The following is a 20,700-nucleotide window of genomic DNA, read 5'->3' on the forward strand; positions in this document are numbered from 1 at the left end:
ACTACGATGAGACGTCAGCCTCCGACGCGCCGGCGGCCGCTGCCATCCTCAGCCGCAGACTTTTCGGGCGCATATCGGTCCAGCTCTCCTCGACGTACTCCAGGCACGCCTGTCGGCCGGCCTGGCCGTCGGCGCCGAACACGATGGTCCAGCCGCCGGGCACCTGCTTGAAGGTCGGCCACAGGGAGTGCTGTTCTTCGTCATTGACCAGTACGTAGAAGGTGGCTGTCTCGTCGTCAAAAGGGTTGCCCGACACGTGCTCTCCTCAACAATGAGTCTGAAATTGACGTGGACTTACAAAACCGCGTCCCGACGCGCCCCCGGCACGCCCGCTTGAACTACGCCACCCTATCAAAGGTTAGGCTTGCCAAAGTAAGGCACATAGAGAGGGTGGGATATGCGGGTAGCGACGTTCGGATACCAGACCTGGGGACACAAAACCCTGGAAGCACTGATCAAGTCAAACCACGAAGTCGTCCTGGCAGTCACCCATCCGCCGAGTGATCAACCCTACGAGTCGATTTGGGCTGACTCGGTCGAGCAGCTCGCCCGTGACCACAACATTCCCGTCCACCTGGCGCAGCGACCCGACGACGACCTGATCGCGCGCGTGCGGCAGGCGGAGCCGGACATCATCGTCGCCAACAACTGGCGGACGTGGCTGCCGCGGGAGCTGTTCGACCTACCCCCGCACGGCACTGTGAATCTTCATGATTCGTTGCTACCGAAATTCACCGGCTTCTCGCCGGTGATCTGGGCGATGATCAGTGGCGCGACCGAGGTCGGCCTCACCGCCCATCGGATGGACGACGAGCTCGACACCGGCGATATCGTTCTTCAGCGGGCGATTCCGATCGGTCCCGAGGACACCGGCACCAGCCTGGTGCGCGCGACGATCGAGCTGATCCCCGAGGTACTGCTGGAGTCCCTCGACCTGATCGAGCAGGGTACGGCCACCTGGACCGCGCAGAACCTGGACGACCGCACCTTCTTCCACAAGCGCTCGGCTCGGGACAGCATCATCGACTGGCGTTGGTCGGCAACGGAATTGGAACGCTTCGTGCGGGCACTGTCGGATCCGTATCCCAATGCCGTCACCTACTACCGGGGTCAGCGGATTCGTGTCCTGCGCGCCACGGTGTCGCGCTGCCGCTATGGCGGAACCCCGGGCCGGGTGTTCATCGCCGAGGGCGACGGCATGGTGATCGTCGCCGGGGCAGATGCCCACCGCGGCGACGGACCCGGGCTGGTCATCCAGTCGGTGCGGCTGGATGACGGCACCGAACTGCCCGCCCTGGAGTTCTTCGGCCGCGGTGGCGGCTATCTGAACGATCAGCCGTAAGCGCCGCCGCGGACCACCTGTCCGCTGGCGGCACCGAATTCCGCTTCGCGGGCAATAGATTCGACGATCTCACCGCAGCGCACCGCGATGTTGGAGATCAACGAAGAACTGAGCCCGTGCGTGTGTTCGGTACCACCCTGTAGGTAGATCGCACCGGGGATCTCCCGTGACGTCCGCAGGCGGTAGTCCCTCTCGACGGCGGGTCCGTCGGCGGCGTACACCGCCGAATCACACAGATCACCCAGGATGTCCGGCAGCGGCATCGGGGCGAAGCCGGTGGCGTACACCACGGCATCGCAGACCATCGTCTCGACCGTCTTGGTCGGGTGATGTTCGATCGCCACCTGCACTCCGGCACCGTCCTCGGTGACCGACTGCACGCCGGATGCGCCGTGGAAATACAGCCGGCGGTGGCCGGCGACCCGCTCGGCGTATTCGCGCGCGTAGAGCGTCTCGATCAGCGGTAGATCGACGCAGGAGTAGTTCGTGGCGCGGTGGTAGTCGATCAACCGCTGCCGAACCGACGGGTCGGCCATGTAGAAATCATCGACCGCCGCGGGGTCGAAAACCCGGTTGGCGTAGGGACTGTCGTCGGCCGGGCTGTATCCGTACTTGGCGAAGACCCCGTGCACCTCGGCGTTTGTGTACGTCGTGTGCAGGTAGTCGGTGACTTCGGCGGCACTCTGGCCGGCGCCCACCACCACGAACCGGTTGTGCGTAATCGACGGCAGTTCGGAGATCTTCGTCAGCAGCCCGTGGTTGTGGAACTGGCGTGGCGTCTCGACCACCCCACCCGGAAGCTGCGGATGAAGTCCGCCCGCCAGGACGACCGCGCGGGCCCGCAATGTCGTGGTCTGTGCACCTTCGACATCGACAGCCAGGCAATCGCCCTCGTCGCGTACCGCCACTGCCCGCGTGCCGTAGCGCACCGTGGCGTCCACCCGCTCGGCGGCCCACTCCAGATAGTCGTGGAATTCCAATCTGGTGGGAAAGAATGTCTGGTGGTTGATGAACTCGTTGAGCCGGCCGCGCTCGGTGAGGTAGTTCAGGAACGTGTACCGGCTGCGTACGTTGCGCTGACTCGCCAGATCCTTCAGAAACGAGATCTGCATGGTGGTGCCGGGGATGAGCATGTCGGTGTGCCAGCCGAATTCCAGTTTGGCTTCCAGGAATTCAGCCGAGATGGGCGCTTCGGCGGTCTCATTGTGCTCTTCGAGCGCGATGGCCAGACCGAGGTTGGAAGGGCCGAAGCCCACCCCGACCACGCCGAGGATGCCGTTCGTCGTCGAGGCCATCACCGGCTCGCCCACTGGTCGAGCGCACCCGGCACCGGCTGAGCGGGGTCCGATCCGAGCGCGACGATGCGGTTGCGCTCGTCGACGTGGACCACCCTGGGCACATAGCCGTCGATCTCGCGGTCATCGAGACTGCGGAACGACATGATGATGACGAGGTCGCCTGGCAGCACCAAATGTGCTGCTGCACCGTTGATTCCGATCACCCCGGAGCCCGGTACGCCGGTGATCGCATATGTGGTCAGACGCGCCCCGTTGGTGATGTCGACGACGTCGACCTGTTCACCTTCCAGGATGTCGGCCGCCCGCATCAGGTCTTGGTCGATCGTGATCGATCCGACGTAGTGCAGGTCGGCCTGAGTGACCGTGGCGCGATGCACCTTGCCGCCCAGCATTGTTCGGAGCATGAAAAGTCCTCCAGTAGTGTCGACATCATCGGCCCCCCGACAGATCCCCACAGAATATTCGTAGGTTATCCTAACCTTATGTGGCCGACTAAATTAGGTGTCTCCCTGCAACGAAGCAGTACCTACCTGGCAGTTTGCGCGATCGGCGTGGTGGTCCTCGCCGGTTGCGGCAGCTCCGCAAAAACCGACTCCGCCAGCTCTTCCGGCAGCAGTACCGCCGCCGCGCAGGGCGAGGACGTGATCATCAAACACAAGTTCGGTGAAACCACGATCCCGGCGAACCCCCAGCGGATCGTCACTGCCGGGTGGATCGACCAGGATTACGTGTTGCCCTTCGGGGTGGTGCCGGTCGGTACCCGCGGCGGCTACTTCGAGAACTACAACGACTTCCCCTGGGTCAAGCAGGAGACCGACGGCAAGGGCGTGCCGGCTATCGACGGCGATACCATCAACTTCGAGGGCATCGCCGCGGCCAAGCCGGATCTGATCTTCGCCATCAACGAGACGATCGACCAGAAGACCTATGACCGGCTCTCTCAGATCGCCCCGACGGTTGTCCAGTCGGCCGACTATCCCGACGAGGAAACTCCTTGGGACGTCCAGCTTCTCACCACCGGCAAAGCGCTCGGCAAAGAGGCGCAGGCACAGAAACTGGTGGACCAGGTCAACGCCAAGTTCGACGAGGCCAAGGCCGCCCACCCCGAGTTCGCGGGTAAGACCCTCATCTCGGATTTCACGTCCGAGGCTAATGCCCACTACCTGATCGGTAAGGGCGACCCGCGTAACGCGATCTTCGACGGGCTCGGGTTGGACACCAAGGACACCGTGGGTGACGTGTCCGAGGAGAAGCTGTCCTTGCTCGACGGCAACGTACTGTTCGTCAACGGGCTGACCAAGCAGCAGATGTCCGAGGTGCCGGCGTTCCAGCGGCTCAACGTCGTTCGGGAGGGCCGCACGCTGTACGCGGGCTCGGACTCCACGCTCAGTGGTGCCCTCGCCTTCGGTGGACCGGAGGCCAAGCTCTACGCGCTCGATCTGCTGGTCCCGCAGATCGGCAACGCCCTGCAGGGCAAGCCCGTCGCCGACCTCTCCGATTCCTGACCGCGAACTCACCCGTTCCATTGCCCGGCATCACCAATGGTGGTGCCGGGCAATTTATTTCATTCGACCTTGGCTTGCTGTTTGCGGGCCAGTAACTGGCTGGACGCCCGCGGGATCACCAGCGGGGTCCCGGTCTCGGGATCGTCGATGATCTGGCAACGCAGACCGTAAACCTCTTCCACCAGCTCGGCGGTGACGATCGCTGCCGGATCACCCTTGGCGACAATCGAGCCGGCCTTCATCGCGATGATCTCGTCGGCAAACCGACACGCGTGGTTGAGGTCGTGGAGGACCGCGACGATGGTGCGTCCCTGCTGGATGTTGAGCTCCGCGAACAGATCCAACAGTTCGATCTGATGCGCGATGTCCAGGAAGGTGGTCGGTTCGTCGAGCAGGATCAACGGTGTCTGCTGCGCCAGCACCATGGCGACCCACACGCGTTGACGCTGTCCGCCGGAGAGCTCGTCAACCGGGCGGCCGGCGATGGCGCTCACCCCCGTCGATTCCATCGCCTCGGCCACGGCCTGTTGGTCGGCGCGCGAGAACTGCCGCAGCAGCTTCTGGTGCGGGAACCGGCCGCGGGTCACCAGGTCGGCGACGGTGATGCCGTCGGGCGCGATCGACGACTGCGGTAGCAGCCCGAGCCGTCGCGCCACATCTTTGGTCTTGAGGCTGGCGATATCCGTGCCGTCCAGAATGACCTGACCGCCCGACGGACTCAGCAGACGGGCGAGGCCACGCAGAAGTGTCGATTTACCACAGGCATTCGGCCCGACGATCGCGGTGACCGCGCCCGCGGCGATGTCCACGGTGAGGCTGCCCACGATAGGGGTGCCGCCATAGCTCAGCGACAGGTCGCGGGCGCCGAGCCGAACCTCGTCCGTCTTCTCTCCGGAGAGCGCCATCAGACCCGCCGCGCCTGCACGATGAGCAGATACACGAGATAGAGCCCTCCCAATGTCACGGTGATCGCCCCGACGGGCAGTTCGGTCGGCGCGAAGATCGTCAACGCGATCAGGTCGCTGGACAACAACAGAAACGCACCCATGGCAGCCGCCGAGATCAGCCCGACCCCCGGCGCGCCGGTCAGACGCCGTGCCAGCTGCGGTGCGGCCAGCGCGACGAAGGAGATCGGGCCGGCCGTCGCCGCGGCCACGGCGATCAGCAGTACCCCGATTGCGAAGTACGCCAACCGCGCTCGCTCCGGATGGATCCCGAGCGCGCCGGCCGCGTCGTCCCCCAGCTCCAGGATGGGCAATTGCGGGCCGACGAAGGCCAGCAGTGCGCAGGCGATGAGCAGGCCGCCCACCATCGGATACACCTGGGCCCACTCCAGCCCGTTGAGCGACCCCTGCTGCCAGATCGCGGCGGTAATCGCCTGGTGCAACTTGATTTTCAAGATGATCCACTGGCTTACCGAGCTCAGCACCGCGGCGACCGCGATGCCGACGATGATCAACCGGAAGCCCGCCAGACCGTTCTTGTAGGACAACAGGTAGACGACGATCGCGGTAGCCAGCCCACCGATCACCGCGCTGACCGCGGTCGTGTAGTAGCCGCCGCCCAGGACGGCTATGGCGATCAGTGCGCCGGTGTAGGCGCCGAAGTCGAAACCGATCACGTCCGGGCTGCCGAGCGGATTGCGGGTCAGCGCCTGGAAGATCGCACCCGAGGCTCCCAGCGCACCACCGATGAGCAGCGCCAACAGGATGCGCGGCATCCGCCACTGCAAGACCAACACGCTGGCAAAGCTGTCGTCTCGCCCCGCGAGGATCGCGATCACCTGGGCGGGCGATACCGGGTACTGACCCACACCCAACGCGAGCACCGCCAGCGCCAATGCGGCCACCACCAAGATCGTCACCACGATGATGCTGCGCCACGAGGCCCGCAGCGCGACGGCGGGTTCACGGCGCACAACGAGCTGGCGGTGGCCGAAGTCGATCGAAGGCAGGCTCACAATGCGGCCGCGTTTCGCCTGCGCACCAGCCAGATCAACACCGGTGCGCCGATGAAGGCGGTGACGATACCCGCCGGCAGTTCGCCCGGTCTGACGACGACCCGGCCCAGCACGTCTGCGGCGAGCAATAGGGCCGGCGCCGCGAAGACGCAGTACGCGCAGATCCAGCGCCAGTCGGGCCCGGTGAACCAGCGCACCGCGTGCGGCACCATTAGTCCCACGAAGCCGATCGGTCCGGCGGCAGCGGTGGCGGCTCCGGCGAGCAGCGTGACGGCGATGAGCCCGACAACACGAGTGCGAATGATGTTTCCGCCCATGGCAACCGCGAGATCGTCGCCGAGGGCGATGGCGTTCAGACCGCGACTGACGTAGAGGCAGCCAGCCACCCCGAGCACGACGAACGGTGCGACCACCGCGGCGACGGCCAGTGGCCGGCCGTCGAGCGCGCCGGCGTCCCAGTACCGCATCGAGTCGAATGCCCTGGGGTTACGCAGGCGGATCGAGAACGAGATGCCTTCCATCACCGCACCGATCGCCACGCCCGCCAGCAGCATCCGCACCGGCGTCACCACCGCCCGGCCCGTCATCCCGACCAGGTAGACCAGCAGCATCGCGACCAAGGCCCCGAGGAAGGCGAACCAGATGTAGGACCACAGCGAGCGCAGCCCCAGGAAAGCGATCGCCGCGACGACGAACAGGCCGGCGCCGGAGTTGATTCCGAGAATCTGGCTGTCGGCCAGGGGGTTTCGGGTCAAGCCCTGGATGAGCGCACCACTGAGCCCCAACGCGATTCCCACCACGATCCCGAGAATGGTGCGCGGGATCCGGAGATCGTGCACGATCCACTGGTCGCCGACATCGGTGTAATCGCTGACGGCGCGCCACACCGTGCCAAGGCCGATGTTCTGCGTGCCGACGGCCAGACTCAGCACACACACCACCGCCAGGGCGGCGACGATGACCGCCAGGCCGACCACGCGGCGGGAGGCGGGGCCGCTCTCGGAGCGGGCCGTGCGTTCGGTGTCGCCACCGACAGCTGTTGCGATGTCCAAGAGTCAGAGCCCGGCGTTTTCGAGGGCGATGTCGTACTCCTCGGCCGCCAGTTTGTCCCCTTTGCCGTCGGCGAGGGCCTGTTCGTACACCGCCAGCATCTCGTCACTGACGGCTTCGTACCGGCGCTCCCAGGTTTCGGAGTCGAAGCGCCAGTAGCCGACGATGTCGTACTGGTCCGGCACCCAGGCGTGGGTGCTGCGCAGGTACTTGCGGACCTCGCGGGTGGCGACCGCTTCCCCGGCGAACCAGCAGTAGCCGCGCCCGTCGGGATGGATGTGAGCACGGACCAACTCGGCCAACCGGCTGGGTGCGTAGCCGTTACCCGTGCCGACCGAGCTGACCACGGGCAGATTCGGCCGCGCCGGGAGATAGGCCAGGTCGGCCGCATCGGCGACTTCGACGATCACCGTCGCGTGCGTACCGTGCGGAAGTTCGTCGATGATCCTGGCCAGGGCGGGCAGCCCGGCCAGATCGGCGATCAGCAACTGCCAGCTGCTGGCCGGCTCCGGCCGATACCAGCTGCGGGCGTGGTCGAACGTCACCTGGTCGCCGATGCGTGCCGTCCGCGCCCAGTCGCTGGCCACCCCACGTTGGTGCAGGACGAAATCGCAGGTGATCTGGTTGGTGTCCGGCCCACGACGGCGGACGGTGTAGTTGCGGCCCGTCTCTTCGTCGGCGGGATCGAAATAAATGCCGAGCGCTTCATCACCGGCCCCCGGCAGCGGCAGTTCGGCCAGGTGGGGCACGTCGAAGACGACGCGCCGCATCCGCGGTCCGATATCGGCGACTCCGGCGACGACGCCACCCACAATCCCCATGCAGTGCAGGCTAACCTAATTCATCTCGCCGGCGGGAAGCGCCCGAGCGCCGTCCCCGACGGTGTCGTCACCAATAAGTCATGGCCAATCGCGCGCGCGGCGGCGAGAATTGGAAGTCGATGCTCAGATGACGAAGCGCAGCCGACTCGCACTGATCGCCGCAGGTTGCCTGGCGGTGACGCTGTCGGGCGGCCTGATCGTGCTCGGCGTGCAGGGACTCGACCGCGTCGACACCGACGACGACGACACTTCATATAGCGAGCAAGCATCCGACCTGTCCGCTCTCACCGAGTCCATGCTCATCGAAGAGAACGTTGTCCCGCCCGTCGCGGGCACCACCTGGGGTCGGATGGTGGCGGTGCCCCGCGGGGTTGCGCCCCCGGTGTCGCCACCGGATTGCGGACTCTTCCTGTCGCAGGCCGAGGCCTCCCAGGAAGGACTGGCGATGCGCTCGGCCAGGGGCACCGCAATCGGCATCGAACTGGCGATCACCGACACCGCGCAGGATCTGGGCGCCCTCGCGCACGAGTGCAGTTCGTTCACCTTCGACGGCGGTCCGACCCAGTCGAGCGTCGAGTTGGCGCCGCTGGATGTTCCCAACCTGCCGGCAGGCACGATCGCCACGGTGATGCATTGCCGGTCGGTCACCGGCGGAAAGACCACCAGCTGGGATATCGCACTGATCGCCGGTTACTACCGCGGTGTCCTGGTCAGCGCGCAGTACACCCCGGGGCCGGTCGGCGGCCCATTCGATCCTCGGCTGGCCGCCAGCCTCCCCGGCATCTACACCGCTCAGATCGAGCGGCTCGACGAGGCTTAGCCGATCACCAGGTCGCCCCATTTCTGCACAACCACCTGGACCGCGCGATCGTTGCGGCGTTGGGAAGTGTTTAACCGAGGTGCCCGCTTAGTCAGCGAATTGCGGTTAGGTAGCCGGTGGCGGTGGGCAGTACCCGTGGTCCTGCAGCTCTTCGCCCTCTGCCAGATCACCGGTCGCACGGTCGACCTGCCCCGCGAGAATCACGAATCCGGGCGTGCCGTCGGGAGCCTCGGTTCCGACCACCACCAGCGTCCGGCTCCCCATATCGCCACGGGCGCCAGGAACACCATCCGCCAAGGCGACGAACGGGTTGACGGCGTCGAGGTTGTCACCTTCGACAGCGATGGCCTGATACGGGTGCCCTGCCAACGGCACCGGGAACGGCGCCCAGCGGCGACCGATATCGCCCGCGTGCTCGTTCAATGCCGACCGCACCGGTGCACTCACACAGTCGATGTGGATGTGCAGCTGGTTCTGCGAACGAGCGTCCGCCGAGTTGATCGCCAGGCTCACCCAGTCCCGCGGGAGCGACCAGCCTGCCCGCTGGTCGACGAAGGTCCTGGCCCGCCAGGCGGCGTCGAAGTAGTTTGCGGCGCCCGGCGCCAGAACCTCGGGGCTCTCGATCCCCGCGATGCGTGCAGTCGGGATGAGAAGGAACTGGTTGTTCCCGACGAGGTCCTTTAACACCGCGTAGCCGGTCTGCTGGCCGGCGTCCTTGCCGCCGCTGAGATCGACTAGTGCGCACGGTGCCGGATCGTCGTGCAGCTGTTCGTCGGGCAGACACTTGTCGTGGACGATGGCCCACAGCGCATTGGGATCCGCGCCTGCGGTGGCGATGGTGGGAACCGAAACAACCAGAACAGCCGCAAGAAGTGCGGTACACCGAGCCGCGATCCGAGACACGCGAGTCAGCGTACGCACGCGGCGAGGCGCAGGCGGCACTGTCGACCGAGGCGGCGACTCATGGCCGATTCCCCTACCGTCACCGGCCGGCGTTGGGGTGACCCGCGAGTCCTATTCTGCGGTTACCGCTTTCAGCTTCGCCAGGGTATCCCGGACCACCACGGGGAAACTTCGCTGATTGCCAGGATCGATCCAGAGCGTGAATGCGACTTTGAACACGGAGATCCCCGCCTCTGCCGTCAGTGTCGCCGCGGGGTCACCGACTCCGCGGCCACGCAAAGCCTCGGCGACCGCCTCGGACAAGGCGGCCATCTTGATCAGCTCGCGCTCCTGCAGGCTCGGATTCGCACTGATCACCGCCTGCCGCTGGCGCGCGTGTTCGATGCGGCCCTCGAAAACACCGACGACGGCGTCGAGGGCCGTCGCGACGGCGTCGATGGGGGCCACCGATTCGGGCGCTCCGGCAACGGCGTCGGCGAGGAGCGCCTGCAGACCAGCTGAACCAGCGAACAGCACCTCACGCTTGTCGCTGAAGTACCGGAAGTACGTCCGCTCGGTCAGTCCGGCGCGCGCGGCGATATCGGCCACCGTGGTCGGTTCGAATCCCCGCTCGCCGAAGAGCTCCAACGCCGCCTTCTGCAGGCGGCCGATCGCATCCGGCTCCCATCGACTCATCCGAGGATAGTAATTGATGACAGGAGCTGACATCAGGACTACGGTGACCATGACAGTAGCTGACATCACTTTGCGGAGGTTCTCATGCGTGTTCTCGTCACCGGTGCGTCCGGCTGGATCGGCTCCGCCGTCGTTCCCGACCTCATCGGCGCTGGTCATCAGGTGGTCGGCCTCGCCAGGTCGGAGGCCTCCGCGCAGGGGCTGACGGCCGCGGGAGCCGAGGCCCTGCGCGGCGACCTGGACGATCTCGATGTCCTGCGCTCTGCCGCAGCGGATTCCGATGGCGTCATCCACCTGGCGTTCAAGCACGACGTCGCCTTCTCCGGCGATTTCGACAGTGCGGTCGAGGCCGATCGTCGCGTCATCGAGGTGTTCGGTGACGCGCTCGCCGGGTCCGACAAACCCTTGGTCCTCGCATCCGGAATCGTCGGGGTGGCACTCGGCACGGTGGCCACCGAGGAGGACGGTCGCGATGTCGACCCGAATACGACAGTCGGCGGCCCAGCAGGTCGGCAAGCAAATGCGGCGCTGGTGCTGGCGCTGGCCCAGCGGGGCGTGCGCTCCTCGGTACTTCGGCTTCCCCCGACCGTCCACGGCGAAGGTGACAACGGCTTCATCCCCCGCGCCATCGACGCCGACCGTGATAAGGGGGTCGCGGGCTACATCGGCGACGGCACCAACCGCTGGCCGGCCGTACACCGGATCGACGCCGCCCGCTTGTTCCGTCTCGCACTCGAAAACGCGCCGGCCGCAACGGTGTTACACGCGGTGGCCGATGAGGGCGTGCCGCTGCGGGAGGTCGCCGAGGTGATCGGGCGACACCTCGACATCCCGGTGACCGCTCTCTCGCCGGAGGCTGCCGGCGAGCATTTCGGTTGGCTCGGCGGCTTTCTCGGTGTCGACACCCCCGCGTCCAGCGCCATCACCCAGGAGCTCATGGGCTGGCGCCCCACCCAGCCGGGGCTGATCGAGGATCTCGACAAGGGCCACTACTTCTGATCGACCAGCAGGCTCCTCATAGCGACGTGCCCTTCTCGTCGCAGCTGCTCCAGTTCGCTTCTGGTCCCGGCCAATTGCCCAGGGCGGACGAGAGCGGACATCGTCGGCTCAACGCCGCCAGAAGTCGTACTCGTCGCGGCCGGGCCGGAATCCGGCCGCCTCGACGATGTCGACGGCCACGTCGAACAGCCGACCCACCCGAAGCGGAACATGGGCGTCGCTGCCGAATGACACCGCACCGCCGCCCTCCTCGTACCACCAGCGCATCAGCGTGGTCGAGGCGAGCGGGCTGGTGGTGTTGAGCTCAAGCGCCCGATCGGAACTCGCGAGCGCGCGGAAGGCCGCCCGGTACTCCTCCTCGAAATCTGCCTCGCGGTACTCCCCCTCGCGGGCGGCGGGCCAGTATCGACGCGGGTAGTCGCAGTGCGCCAGCACCTGGAACACCCCGGAACCCTCGACCAGTCGGAGGAGCTCTTCGAAGTAGTCGCGAACGACGACGTGTGCCGGTAGCTGGCGAAACAGCCGGTCCGCGTAGATCAGCCGGCCGTTGTGCACGACCGAATGCAATGAGCCGAGCACCCGCTCGAAGCGGCCCTGCGCGAGCACGGCCGTCACACTTCCCTCGAAGTGATGCGGCTCGCCGGCTTCGATACCGGAGAGGATGCGCAGGTCCGGGAACATGCCCCGGCATCGTTCGATACTGGCCAGGTATCCCTCGATGTCGATCGCGTGCACCCGTTCACGCTCGGCGATCTCCGCCGGGACATCCGCGGATTGCGCGACATCGCCCGCGGGGGGCGGGTGGTCGTGGTCGCCCCACTCGGTGAAATCGACATGCTCGGTGAACGCGATCGACGGCAGGCCGACCTCGACCGCGCGGCGGCAGGTCTCTTCCATCGACGCGTTGACGCCGGTGTCCCAGGAGAATTCGGAGTGCACGTGATTATCGGCGGGAAGCATCGCGACAATCGTCGCACGGCTGACGCCGCGCCAGTCGGGGCCGGCGCCATCTGATCCGGCCTATTCAGCCAGGTTTCACCCAGCGCCACTGACACAACGACCACGGTTCGGCTGTCGGCAGGGAGTCGCGCACCGCGGTGAAGACCCCAGGCCACTGCACGGCGTCGTAGTCGTCGCCGGAGAGCCAGCCACCGCAGACAACTTTGGGACCCCAGGCGGCGATATCTGCGGCGACGCTGTCGTAGTCGTGCCTGGCGTCGATGTGCACCCAGGCCAGGGAACCGTCGGCGAACAGCGCCGAGGCGGGCACCGATGCTCCGATCACCAGGTGGACCCGGTCGGCGAACCCACAATCGATGATGTTGCGGTGCAACTGCCCCGCGAAGGTGCCCCCGCCGTCGGCGACCGCCGCACCGTGGGCGTTGATCGCACGGCGCCCCTCCGGACCACTGCCGCGGCAGGTGTCGACTCCCACGATCGTGATTCGCCGGCCGTTGGCGGTGACGGCCTCGGCCAGCGAGCACAGGCTCTTGCCCAGATAGTTGCCGACTTCGACGAAGACGCTGCCGTCTGGGAAGTGCGCCACCGCCTCGTCCTGCGCGTCGCGCCACTGGAACCAGCCGGGGATGTCCTGCCAACGCAGAACTGGGGCATGGCCGCCGGCCGGTGCGGTGTCCGTCACGCAGTGCACGTACCCCGTCGTTCGGTCGCGCAATCCGGTCCGCTGACGAACGCTCGGGCAGACTGAAACGATGGACGGACGCTACGCAGTTCGGGGAGCAACCGGCGGGCAACGCGGTGCGGCGCCGACCGGAGCCGGGACGTCGGTCCTGGGAATCATCCGGATCCTCGCCGCGGCCCCGATGGCGGCATCGGCACTGTTGGGTGTGCCCACGGCACCGGCGTCAGCTGCAGCCTGCCCCGATGTGGAGGTGATCTTCGCTCGCGGTACCACCGAAGCGCCCGGCGTCGGCGGGATCGGCCAGTCCTTCGTCGACGATGTCCGGTCGAGGGTCAGCCCGAAATCCGTCGGGGTGTACGCGGTGCAGTATCCGGCGAGTACCGACTTCCCGACCGGGGTGATCGGCATCGGCGACGCCAGCGCCCATATCCAAAACACCGCGGCGAACTGCCCGAACACCAGGATCGTGCTGGGCGGCTACTCGCAGGGCGCCGCGGTGATGGGCTTCGTCACCGCCGATGCGATACCCGCCGGGTCGCCACCCGGCGCACCGTCGCCGATGCCTGCGAGCGTGGCTGACCACGTCGCGGCGGTCGCGCTGTTCGGTAAACCGTCACCCAAATTCATGGCCGCGGTCGAGGAGCCGACCGTCACCATCGGTCCGCTGTACGCAGACAAAACCACCGACCTGTGTGTGCCGGGAGACCCGGTGTGCTCCGACGGCGGCAGCGTCGCCAACCACGGCCGCTATGTGCCGACCGGACTCGTCGACCAGGCGGCGACGTTCGTGGCCGCCCGCGTCTAGCGGCGCCGCACTCGCCTACGCCAAGCGCGGGTCGATCAGATACTTGCTGCCCCGTCCGAGCGCCATATCCTCCAGGCTCTCCACCAGCCGGTCCAGCGGCCGGACCTCGGTGATCAGATCCTGGCCGTCCAGTTGGCCACTCTCGATGAGCCGCAGGGCCCGCTCGACGTAGAGAGGCTCATGATGGAAGACACCCTTGATCGTGTACTCGAAGTAGTGCATATCGTTGGCGTTGAGCGAGAACTCCGCACCGACCGGCGGGCCACCGAACATCACGGCGGTACCACCCGGCCGGATGCATTTGGCGGTCTGCTCCCACACCGCAGGCAGGCCGACGGCTTCGATAGCGACGTCGGCACCCTTCCCGTGCGGGGTAAGTAAGCGCACTGCCGCGGCCACCTCGTCAGTACCTTCGTACTGCGAGATGTCGACAATTTCCTTCGCGCCCATCTTCTTTGCGGCATCCAGACGGAAGGGCGACTGGTCGACGGCGATGACATGTGCCCCACGCAACGTCGCCAATTTGATGAACATCTGACCGATGGGGCCCGAACCATTCACTGCCACAACGTCACCGAGCTCGATTCCACTGACGTACATGCCGTGGACAACGGTCGCCAGCGGCTCCAGTGGAGCCACCGACGCAAAGGCGGTGCTGTCGGCGATCTGATAGGTATTGCGCGCAACGATAGGCGCGGGAATGACGACCTCTTCGGCGAAGGCTCCGTTGAGGAACTGCAGGTTCTCGCACAGGCTCTGCCGGTTGGCTTTACACGCCCAGCAGCCGCCGCACGGCGCGGAGTTCGCGGCGACGACCCGCATTCCCGGCTCGAAAGCGGTGACACCCTCGCCAACTCGGGAGACGACACCGGCGAACTCGTGGCCGAACGGCGCGGGGTAGCTCTTGAACAGCTTGTGGTGACCCCGTCGGTACGCCTTGAGATCGGTACCGCAGGTGGCGGCGCCGTGGACCGTCACGGCGATCTCGCCGGGGCCGGGCTCCCGGGTCTCGACCTCTTCGATCCGCAGATCCCCTGGCCCGTAGAACACTGCGGCTCTCATTCAGGTCATTCCCTTCGTCGGACGGACTTCCCGTCGCCACGCCAAAGATAACATAAATAACGTTTGATTTAACATAGAAAATGGTGACTGATCGGCCACCGGAGGCGAACGTCAGGGAGCGCTCTGCGCCACGGTCACGTCGATGTTCCGCGCCCGAATGGAGGCGACAACCTCATCGGGCGTCTTCGAATCCACGACCACGTGGTCGAATTCGTCGAGGCCGCAGAGCCGGAACATGGCTCGGCGCGCGAACTTCGTGTGATCGACCAACAGCACCCTGCTGCTGGCGGCGCCCATCATGGCCCTCTTGATCGAGACGGTGTCCTGCTGCTGGTGGTAGCAGGCGTCGCCGATCACCGCGGAGGTGGACATGACCAGAACATCGGCATGCAGGGTCGAGATGGCATCGACGGCCATCTGGCCCATGAACGCGTTGCACCAGCTTCGATACTCGCCGCCGATGAGGACGAGCTGGATGTCCTCGACGTCGACCAGCGAGTTGGTCACACTCAAGCTGTTACTCACCACCGTCAACGGCGCTCTGGCCCCGAGGTGATCGAGCAGTGGTAGCAGCGTCGTGGAATCATCCAGCATGACGGTCTGCCCAGGCTGGATGAACTCGAGCGCAGCGGCCGTGAGTTCCACCTTCTCCGAACGCTGTTGAGCTCTGCGATAGGCGTCATTGGACTCGACCGTGCTCGACGGTAGGGCCGTTGCCGCCCCCCGCGATTTGCGGAGCACGTTCTGGGCTTCGAGCTGATCCAGGTCGCGATGCACCGTCATCACGCTGACGTTCAACGTCTTCGCCAGGTCCTCGATGGTCATCGTCCCGGCCGCCATCACCGCCTCGGTCAGAAGTCGATGGCGCTGCGCTTGCCGAGACGCCGCTTTGCCATTCTGGCCGAGGCTGTCCATCTGCCCGGCTCCTCCCCGTCTGGCCCGCCTGGTGATCGCTCCAGAGCCTATCGACTGGCGGCTAATTCTCGTTCGCCAAATCTCCAGTCTGGATATTCTTGTCGATCAGCTCGGGCAGTCGATCCAGGAGCGCCTGCCTATCGGTGACGACATTGCGCAGGACCTCGTCGATATTGGTGCTGTTGACCGGCGGCATGACGTACCGCAGATTCTTTTCGACAGTCTCACCCTTGGCGATCTTGTTGGCCACCGCCAGGCCGTCCGCGAGCTCAATTGTGCCGTTTTGCAAGGAAGTCCCGATGAACTCACCGCTCTTCACGGCCTGCAGACCGTCCTCGATACCGTCGATGCCGACGATGGGGATCTTCACCCCGGCTTCTTTGGTCGCCTGCAACGCACCCAGGCCCATATCGTCATTCTGGGCGACGATCCCGTCGATCTGGTTGCCGAAGGCCGTGATCCAGTTCTTCATCTTGTTGACGGCTTCGTCGCGGGTGTTGTTCCCGGTGTCCATCGCGAGCACCTTGATCCCGGGATTGGCATCGAGCACCGCCTTGTTGCCGGCCGTTCGGTCGATCTCGTATGAGGCACCGAGCTTGGTCTGCAGGACGACAATGTTTCCCTTGCCACCGAGGTGATCGACCATCTGCTGCATCTCCTGCTTGCCCGCCGCGACGTCGTCGGGCAGCACCGTGGCCGCGAGCTTGGAGTCGTCAGAGAGGGCGGCGTTGACCGCGAGCACCGGGATTCCCGCCTGATTGGCCTTGTCGACCTGGGGTTGCAGCGAGTCGGCCTGCACCGGCACCACAATCAGCGCGTCGACCTTTTGCTGGATGAACTGTTCGACCTGATTGGCCTGCGTGTTGACGTCACTCCCGGCCGATTTCCAGACCAGGTCGATGTTGTTGGCATCGGCGTAACGCTGCATGCCCTGCTGGCCTTCGGTGATGAACGAACTCATGTCGTAGACAGTCACACCGATGGTCTTACGACCGTCGTTGGCGCTGGTGTCCCCGGCGCCACATCCGGTCAGGGCTCCGACGAGCGCCGTCGCTCCGACGAGCCCCGCCATCACTCTTGTTCGCTTCACATTCATATGTGATATCTAACATTACTGACGTGATCTAGAGCAAGTATTTGTTGTTATGTGGCTCTGGTCACCGCCGCTTCGGCTGGCCGTAGGTGCCGAACTTCTCGACGACGACAGCCAACTGGTCGGGCGTGATCTCCTTGGGCACACCCACGCTGGAAGCCCGCAACCAGACATCGCACAACCACTCCAGCTGACTGACCTTGTCGTAAGCGTGGGACAGCGAATTCGAGAACGCGATGGTTCCGTGATTGGCCAGGATGCAGGCGCTACGGCCCTCCAGTGCGGTCGCCATGGCATCCGCCAGTTCGCCCGTCCCGTACGTGCAATAGGGGGCGACCCGGACCTGCCCCCCGAACATCGCCGTCTGATAGTGCACCAGCGGGACGGCATCGCGCAGCAGCGAAAGTGCTGTTGCCGCAACCGAATGCGTATGAACCACAGCTGCCGCGTCGAAATCCCGGTAGCACCGCAGATGCATGGGCAGTTCGGTGGTGGGAGTGAGATCACCCGTGACAACGGTGCCGTCCAGGCGCACCACGGGGATGTCCTCGGCCGTCATCGTCGCGTAGTCCACCCCCGATGGCGTGGCGCAGACCAGATCGCCGACGCGGATAGAGACATTCCCAGACGTTCCGACCACCAAGCGATCCGTGGTCATCCGCTTGGCAACCCGGACGACCTCCTCGCGCGCCTCGTCGAGAGCTGCTCCAGAATCGGGCATGTCATCACGTCACTTCCGGTGTCGGTGTGGGTTGTCGGCGAACAGGTCCGTTTATAACAGATGACATGTTATAACTAACACCATGGAGAGCGACAAGACCGTGACCGGCGCTCGCGATCTGCTCTTGGCGGTCGACTGCTCCACCAGCGGCGCGAAGGCCGTGGTGTTCACCGCAGACGGGCATTCGGTGTCCTCGGGCAAGCAGTCGTTCGACCTGCAACGCCCAGCGCCGGGTCGGCACGAGCAGAACGCCGACGACTGGTGGAGCGCGACCTCCGCCGCCATCGCACGCGCTGGCACCGATATCGACACCACCCGGATCGCCGCTGTGGTCGTGACCCATCAGCGCGAGACGTTCGTCTGCCTCGACGACCACGGCAGGCCGATTCGCCCGGCCATCGTCTGGGCCGACGGCCGTTCGGTACCGCAGGTGACCCAGTACGGGTCGGACGAGACACACCGCATCTCCGGACGCGTCCCCGATATCACTCCGTCGATCTTCAAGCTGGCCTGGCTCAAGGAGCACGAGCCCGAAACCCTCTCGCGCAGTGCACGAATCGGCGATGTCTCGGCGTTTCTCAACGCAAAACTGACCGGCCGCTGGGTGACGAGCGCCTCCAGCGGCGATTCGATGGGGCTGATGGATCTGTCCACGCAGCGGTGGTCGGAGCCGCTCTGCGCGATCGCCGGCGTACTGCCTTCACAACTGCCCGAGATCGTCGCACCGGGCAGTGTTATCGGCTCCCTCGCTCCCGAGACTGCCGAACTGCTCGGTCTGCAACGGGGCACCCCCGTCGTAGCAGGTGCCGGCGACGGGCAGTGCGCAGCCCTGGGTACGGGTTTGTCGGAGCCGGATGCGATGTACCTGAACGTCGGTACCGCTCTGGTCGCCGGGTACGCCTCCCCGGACTATCTGTGGTCGCGGCGCTACCGGACAGTGCTCGATGCGCCGGGCGACGGCTACCTACTCGAGACGTTCACTCAGTCGGGCACCTATCTGGTGTCGTGGTTCGTCAACAGATTCTCGCCGTCTCTGATGGCCGAAAATTCCACCGGCGGATGCGAAGTCGCGGACGAACAAGACCTGGAAGAGCGGGCGGCCGTCATCGCGCCCGGCTGCGAAGGCCTGGTCGCGCTGCCCTACTGGAACGGCGCGCAGACACCCTACTGGGACGGCGACGCCCGCGGAGCTGTCATCGGCTGGTCGGGCGTGCACACCGGTGCCCACCTTTACCGGGCGCTACTGGAAGGGATCGCGTTCGAGATCCGCCTGCAGATCGACGGGGTCGAGGCTGATACCGGCGTCCAGGTCACCCACTTCCTGACCACCGGCGGCGGGTCGCGAAGTGCGATGTGGTCGCAGCTCATCGCCGACGTGACGGGGCGTCGCCTGGAAGTCTGTGCCGAGTCGGAGACCACCGCGCTAGGGGCGGCGATGCTCGCCGCCTGCGCGACCGGAGTCCATCCCGACCTGGCCACTGCTGCACAGAAAATGGCCAGGACCGAGCGGACCTTCAGCCCCCGGCCCGAGCTCACCGACACCTATGAGTCGCTCTATCAGCGCTACGCCACTCTCTACCCGAGCCTGCGCACTCTGTTCCAACCCTGAGCCGAGGGGCCCCAGCGACGGGATCGATGATCGAGTACCTAGGTCAGACCCATCTGGCTCCAAGCTTGAGTGCGTTGACTGATCTCATGCACGTCTTCCTCGTCACCAACGCCGGCACCGAATCGGGCCGCCGCATCGCACGTGATCTGCTGCTCGCCGGCCACCGGGTGGTGGTCACCGACATCTCGGCCACGTCACTCGTGCGCATCACCCACGGCTACAGCTCAGACCGCGTCCTCGCGATCGCCGCGGACACCTCGGACTCGGACCAGGTGCGCCGGCTGATCGAGCGCGCCGAAAGTCGTCTCGGTGCCATCGACTTCGTCGTCTCTCCCGACGGGGTCAGCAGGCGCTACCAGCAGTCGAACTCCTTAGCCGCATAACGCAATTGGTCAGATATCGGATGTCGTATATCTGGTCTTGACCGGTGGGGCGGCCAACAGCGGGGGCAGATCGGTGATCTTTCCCTCGCCGGCCCGAAAGCTGCGGTAGGCCTCATCGTGTTCGACGGACTCCCAGCTCTCGTAGATGACCCAGTGGCCCGGATCGTCCTCGTCGATGAGCACGTCGGTAGCGAGGTTTCCGTCGAAAGCGCGGGTCTTGACCAGCTCGCGACGAAACACTTCGGCTGCCTCGGCGACTGATTCGGCTTTGATTCTCAGCTCGAGAAGGACGGTGACCGGCATGGCATATCTCCTGACAATCTGGGGCGCGTGGTCGCCCTCAGCCTAGTCCGACTACAACGCGCGGTACGACCCCTGCACCGCCACGCCGCCAACCGGCGGCTGAGGGTCGCTAATTGCTGACGTCGCCGAGCCTGCCGCGGGACAGCAATGTCCTTGCCGCGGAGATGATTACCGGTATGGTCGACAGACACGCGATGGCCAGGACGATCAGTTCGACGTGCTGTTCGACGAACGGTATGTTGCCGAGGAAGTAGCCCACCAGAGGCAGGCCGACGCCCCAGGCCGCGCTGCCCAGCGCACTGAAGATCACCAACGTCCGGTAAGGCATACCGGAGATGCCCGCGACTACCGGTGCGAATGTCCTTACCACACCAATGAATTGGCCAATCACAAGGGTTTTGGCGCCATACTTGACGAAGAACTCGTGCGACGACGTCAGATAACGCTGTTTGAAGAAGCGCGCATCACTCTTCTTGAACAGCGCAGGCCCCAGCCGTCGGCCGATGAGATACGCGCACTGACCACCGAGGAAGGCCGCGGCGGCCGCACACGGCGTCAGAGTCCAGATATCGACCGCCGGAGCCGCCTGCGCGGCGATCACCCCTGCGGTGAACAGCAAGGTGTCGCCCGGCAGAAACGGAAAGAGCAAGCCGGTCTCGATGAAAATGATCACCACGACACCGATAAGGACGGCCGCCCCGAAGGGACCGTCCTGACCCAGCCAGAACATCGGGTCGAGCAGCGCGGGCATGGCGACGGCCGAGGTCACGATCGCGAAGCTACCGTCGCCGCAT

The 20,700-nt window shown here is 65.5% G+C and carries 24 protein-coding genes; 7 read left to right on the forward strand and 17 right to left on the reverse strand.

Annotation, left to right across the window (positions count from 1 at the left end; translation table 11 throughout):
* Window position 1: 1 nt before the first annotated feature.
* Window positions 2–256, reverse strand: a complete 255-nt coding sequence (locus H7J73_RS17985; protein WP_264068908.1) for an MbtH family protein — start codon at window positions 254–256, stop codon at window positions 2–4.
* Between the two features lie 141 nt (window positions 257–397).
* On the opposite strand from H7J73_RS17985, the gene H7J73_RS17990 reads away from it, so the two are divergent.
* Window positions 398–1,342, forward strand: a complete 945-nt coding sequence (locus H7J73_RS17990; protein ID WP_264068909.1) for a methionyl-tRNA formyltransferase — start codon at window positions 398–400, stop codon at window positions 1,340–1,342.
* Here H7J73_RS17990 and H7J73_RS17995 read toward each other — a convergent pair.
* Window positions 1,333–2,637 carry a lysine N(6)-hydroxylase/L-ornithine N(5)-oxygenase family protein gene (locus H7J73_RS17995; protein WP_264069273.1) on the reverse strand — a complete coding sequence of 435 codons (1,305 nt, stop codon included), beginning with the start codon at window positions 2,635–2,637 and terminating at the stop codon, window positions 1,333–1,335. The two genes, H7J73_RS17990 and H7J73_RS17995, sit on opposite strands and share 10 nt — an antisense overlap.
* Window positions 2,637–3,044: an aspartate 1-decarboxylase gene (gene panD / locus H7J73_RS18000; RefSeq protein ID WP_264068910.1), complete on the reverse strand. Its 408-nt coding sequence runs from the start codon at window positions 3,042–3,044 to the stop codon at window positions 2,637–2,639. Before panD ends, H7J73_RS17995 begins: the two co-directional genes overlap by 1 nt.
* Window positions 3,045–3,122: 78 nt before the next feature.
* On the opposite strand from panD, the gene H7J73_RS18005 reads away from it, so the two are divergent.
* Window positions 3,123–4,145: an iron-siderophore ABC transporter substrate-binding protein gene (locus tag H7J73_RS18005; protein WP_264068911.1), complete on the forward strand. Its 1,023-nt coding sequence runs from the start codon at window positions 3,123–3,125 to the stop codon at window positions 4,143–4,145.
* A gap of 59 nt (window positions 4,146–4,204) precedes the next feature.
* On the opposite strand, the gene H7J73_RS18010 is transcribed toward H7J73_RS18005, so the two are convergent.
* From H7J73_RS18010 to H7J73_RS18025, 4 genes are read right to left on the reverse strand one after another with little or no spacing between them, the layout of a single operon-like run.
* The gene (locus H7J73_RS18010) at window positions 4,205–5,050 is read right to left on the reverse strand and encodes an ABC transporter ATP-binding protein (protein WP_264068912.1); all 846 of its coding nucleotides are present in this window, start codon (window positions 5,048–5,050) and stop codon (window positions 4,205–4,207) included.
* Window positions 5,050–6,099: a FecCD family ABC transporter permease gene (locus tag H7J73_RS18015; protein ID WP_264069275.1), complete on the reverse strand. Its 1,050-nt coding sequence runs from the start codon at window positions 6,097–6,099 to the stop codon at window positions 5,050–5,052. The genes H7J73_RS18010 and H7J73_RS18015 overlap by 1 nt, the downstream gene beginning before the upstream one ends.
* 2 nt (window positions 6,100–6,101) lie before the next feature.
* Window positions 6,102–7,151, reverse strand: coding sequence for an iron chelate uptake ABC transporter family permease subunit (locus H7J73_RS18020; RefSeq protein ID WP_435405534.1), 1,050 nt, complete (start codon window positions 7,149–7,151; stop codon window positions 6,102–6,104).
* Window positions 7,152–7,160: 9 nt separating this feature from the next.
* Entirely contained in the window at window positions 7,161–7,976 is an 816-nt protein-coding gene (locus tag H7J73_RS18025; protein ID WP_264068913.1) for a siderophore-interacting protein, read from the reverse strand.
* 127 nt (window positions 7,977–8,103) lie between these two features.
* On the opposite strand from H7J73_RS18025, the gene H7J73_RS18030 reads away from it, so the two are divergent.
* Window positions 8,104–8,796, forward strand: a complete 693-nt coding sequence (locus tag H7J73_RS18030; protein WP_264068914.1) for a hypothetical protein — start codon at window positions 8,104–8,106, stop codon at window positions 8,794–8,796.
* Window positions 8,797–8,901: 105 nt separating this feature from the next.
* On the opposite strand, the gene H7J73_RS18035 is transcribed toward H7J73_RS18030, so the two are convergent.
* Together H7J73_RS18035 and H7J73_RS18040 are read right to left on the reverse strand one after the other, a co-directional pair.
* Window positions 8,902–9,699 (reverse strand): CDP-diacylglycerol diphosphatase, encoded by a 798-nt coding sequence (locus H7J73_RS18035; protein ID WP_264068915.1) that lies wholly within the window; start codon window positions 9,697–9,699, stop codon window positions 8,902–8,904.
* A 111-nt stretch (window positions 9,700–9,810) separates the two neighbouring features.
* Window positions 9,811–10,374, reverse strand: coding sequence for a TetR family transcriptional regulator (locus tag H7J73_RS18040; protein WP_264068916.1), 564 nt, complete (start codon window positions 10,372–10,374; stop codon window positions 9,811–9,813).
* A gap of 84 nt (window positions 10,375–10,458) precedes the next feature.
* Between H7J73_RS18040 and H7J73_RS18045 the strand changes: the two genes are divergently transcribed.
* Window positions 10,459–11,373, forward strand: a complete 915-nt coding sequence (locus H7J73_RS18045) for an SDR family oxidoreductase (RefSeq protein ID WP_264068917.1) — start codon at window positions 10,459–10,461, stop codon at window positions 11,371–11,373.
* A 108-nt stretch (window positions 11,374–11,481) separates the two neighbouring features.
* Here the strand turns inward: H7J73_RS18045 and H7J73_RS18050 are convergent, their stop codons facing one another.
* On the reverse strand, window positions 11,482–12,333 hold the full coding sequence (locus tag H7J73_RS18050; protein ID WP_264068918.1) for a PHP domain-containing protein: 852 nt from the start codon (window positions 12,331–12,333) through the stop codon (window positions 11,482–11,484).
* Window positions 12,334–12,397: 64 nt separating this feature from the next.
* Complete coding sequence (locus H7J73_RS18055; RefSeq protein ID WP_264068919.1) at window positions 12,398–13,015, reverse strand: class I SAM-dependent methyltransferase; 618 nt, start codon at window positions 13,013–13,015, stop codon at window positions 12,398–12,400.
* 181 nt (window positions 13,016–13,196) lie between these two features.
* Here H7J73_RS18055 and H7J73_RS18060 point away from each other — a divergent pair, with 181 nt between their 5' ends.
* A complete protein-coding gene (locus H7J73_RS18060; protein ID WP_264069279.1) occupies window positions 13,197–13,820 on the forward strand; it encodes a cutinase family protein in 624 nt (207 codons plus the stop codon).
* Between the two features lie 15 nt (window positions 13,821–13,835).
* Here the strand turns inward: H7J73_RS18060 and H7J73_RS18065 are convergent, their stop codons facing one another.
* The 4 genes from H7J73_RS18065 to H7J73_RS18080 form a co-directional block, all read right to left on the reverse strand.
* A complete protein-coding gene (locus tag H7J73_RS18065; RefSeq protein WP_264068920.1) occupies window positions 13,836–14,882 on the reverse strand; it encodes a zinc-dependent alcohol dehydrogenase in 1,047 nt (348 codons plus the stop codon).
* Between the two features lie 111 nt (window positions 14,883–14,993).
* Window positions 14,994–15,797, reverse strand: a complete 804-nt coding sequence (locus H7J73_RS18070) for a DeoR/GlpR family DNA-binding transcription regulator (RefSeq protein WP_264068921.1) — start codon at window positions 15,795–15,797, stop codon at window positions 14,994–14,996.
* Window positions 15,798–15,858: 61 nt separating this feature from the next.
* Window positions 15,859–16,869, reverse strand: a complete 1,011-nt coding sequence (locus H7J73_RS18075; RefSeq protein ID WP_276031451.1) for a substrate-binding domain-containing protein — start codon at window positions 16,867–16,869, stop codon at window positions 15,859–15,861.
* Window positions 16,870–16,954: 85 nt separating this feature from the next.
* Window positions 16,955–17,611 carry a class II aldolase/adducin family protein gene (locus H7J73_RS18080; RefSeq protein ID WP_264068924.1) on the reverse strand — a complete coding sequence of 219 codons (657 nt, stop codon included), beginning with the start codon at window positions 17,609–17,611 and terminating at the stop codon, window positions 16,955–16,957.
* 82 nt (window positions 17,612–17,693) lie between these two features.
* Here H7J73_RS18080 and H7J73_RS18085 point away from each other — a divergent pair, with 82 nt between their 5' ends.
* A complete protein-coding gene (locus H7J73_RS18085; RefSeq protein WP_264068925.1) occupies window positions 17,694–19,220 on the forward strand; it encodes a xylulokinase in 1,527 nt (508 codons plus the stop codon).
* A gap of 74 nt (window positions 19,221–19,294) precedes the next feature.
* Complete coding sequence (locus H7J73_RS18090) at window positions 19,295–19,603, forward strand: SDR family NAD(P)-dependent oxidoreductase (protein ID WP_264068926.1); 309 nt, start codon at window positions 19,295–19,297, stop codon at window positions 19,601–19,603.
* 9 nt (window positions 19,604–19,612) lie between these two features.
* On the opposite strand, the gene H7J73_RS18095 is transcribed toward H7J73_RS18090, so the two are convergent.
* Both H7J73_RS18095 and H7J73_RS18100 read right to left on the reverse strand, forming a co-directional pair.
* Window positions 19,613–19,906, reverse strand: a complete 294-nt coding sequence (locus H7J73_RS18095) for a putative quinol monooxygenase (RefSeq protein WP_264068928.1) — start codon at window positions 19,904–19,906, stop codon at window positions 19,613–19,615.
* Window positions 19,907–20,015: 109 nt separating this feature from the next.
* Window positions 20,016–20,675, reverse strand: a complete 660-nt coding sequence (locus tag H7J73_RS18100; RefSeq protein WP_435405525.1) for a DedA family protein — start codon at window positions 20,673–20,675, stop codon at window positions 20,016–20,018.
* Window positions 20,676–20,700 lie beyond the last annotated feature (25 nt).

Source organism: Mycolicibacterium komossense (genome assembly GCF_025822605.1).
GTDB classification, from domain to species: domain Bacteria; phylum Actinomycetota; class Actinomycetes; order Mycobacteriales; family Mycobacteriaceae; genus Mycobacterium; species Mycobacterium komossense.

Bases quoted from the DNA above. Each gene is read 5' to 3' on its own strand.
- H7J73_RS17995 (WP_264069273.1), bottom strand. From the start codon at position 2,637: ATGGCCTCGACGACGAACGGCATCCTCGGCGTGGTCGGGGTGGGCTTC.
- H7J73_RS18025 (WP_264068913.1), bottom strand. From the start codon at position 7,976: ATGGGGATTGTGGGTGGCGTCGTCGCCGGAGTCGCCGATATCGGACCG.
- H7J73_RS18030 (WP_264068914.1), top strand. From the start codon at position 8,104: ATGACGAAGCGCAGCCGACTCGCACTGATCGCCGCAGGTTGCCTGGCG.
- H7J73_RS17990 (WP_264068909.1), top strand. From the start codon at position 398: ATGCGGGTAGCGACGTTCGGATACCAGACCTGGGGACACAAAACCCTG.
- H7J73_RS18060 (WP_264069279.1), top strand. From the start codon at position 13,197: ATGGCGGCATCGGCACTGTTGGGTGTGCCCACGGCACCGGCGTCAGCT.
- panD (WP_264068910.1), bottom strand. From the start codon at position 3,044: ATGCTCCGAACAATGCTGGGCGGCAAGGTGCATCGCGCCACGGTCACT.
- H7J73_RS18095 (WP_264068928.1), bottom strand. From the start codon at position 19,906: ATGCCGGTCACCGTCCTTCTCGAGCTGAGAATCAAAGCCGAATCAGTC.
- H7J73_RS18080 (WP_264068924.1), bottom strand. From the start codon at position 17,611: ATGCCCGATTCTGGAGCAGCTCTCGACGAGGCGCGCGAGGAGGTCGTC.
- H7J73_RS18085 (WP_264068925.1), top strand. From the start codon at position 17,694: ATGGAGAGCGACAAGACCGTGACCGGCGCTCGCGATCTGCTCTTGGCG.
- H7J73_RS18010 (WP_264068912.1), bottom strand. From the start codon at position 5,050: ATGGCGCTCTCCGGAGAGAAGACGGACGAGGTTCGGCTCGGCGCCCGC.
- H7J73_RS18040 (WP_264068916.1), bottom strand. From the start codon at position 10,374: ATGAGTCGATGGGAGCCGGATGCGATCGGCCGCCTGCAGAAGGCGGCG.
- H7J73_RS18070 (WP_264068921.1), bottom strand. From the start codon at position 15,797: ATGGACAGCCTCGGCCAGAATGGCAAAGCGGCGTCTCGGCAAGCGCAG.
- H7J73_RS18065 (WP_264068920.1), bottom strand. From the start codon at position 14,882: ATGAGAGCCGCAGTGTTCTACGGGCCAGGGGATCTGCGGATCGAAGAG.
- H7J73_RS18075 (WP_276031451.1), bottom strand. From the start codon at position 16,869: ATGGCGGGGCTCGTCGGAGCGACGGCGCTCGTCGGAGCCCTGACCGGA.
- H7J73_RS18005 (WP_264068911.1), top strand. From the start codon at position 3,123: ATGTGGCCGACTAAATTAGGTGTCTCCCTGCAACGAAGCAGTACCTAC.
- H7J73_RS18050 (WP_264068918.1), bottom strand. From the start codon at position 12,333: ATGCTTCCCGCCGATAATCACGTGCACTCCGAATTCTCCTGGGACACC.
- H7J73_RS18045 (WP_264068917.1), top strand. From the start codon at position 10,459: ATGCGTGTTCTCGTCACCGGTGCGTCCGGCTGGATCGGCTCCGCCGTC.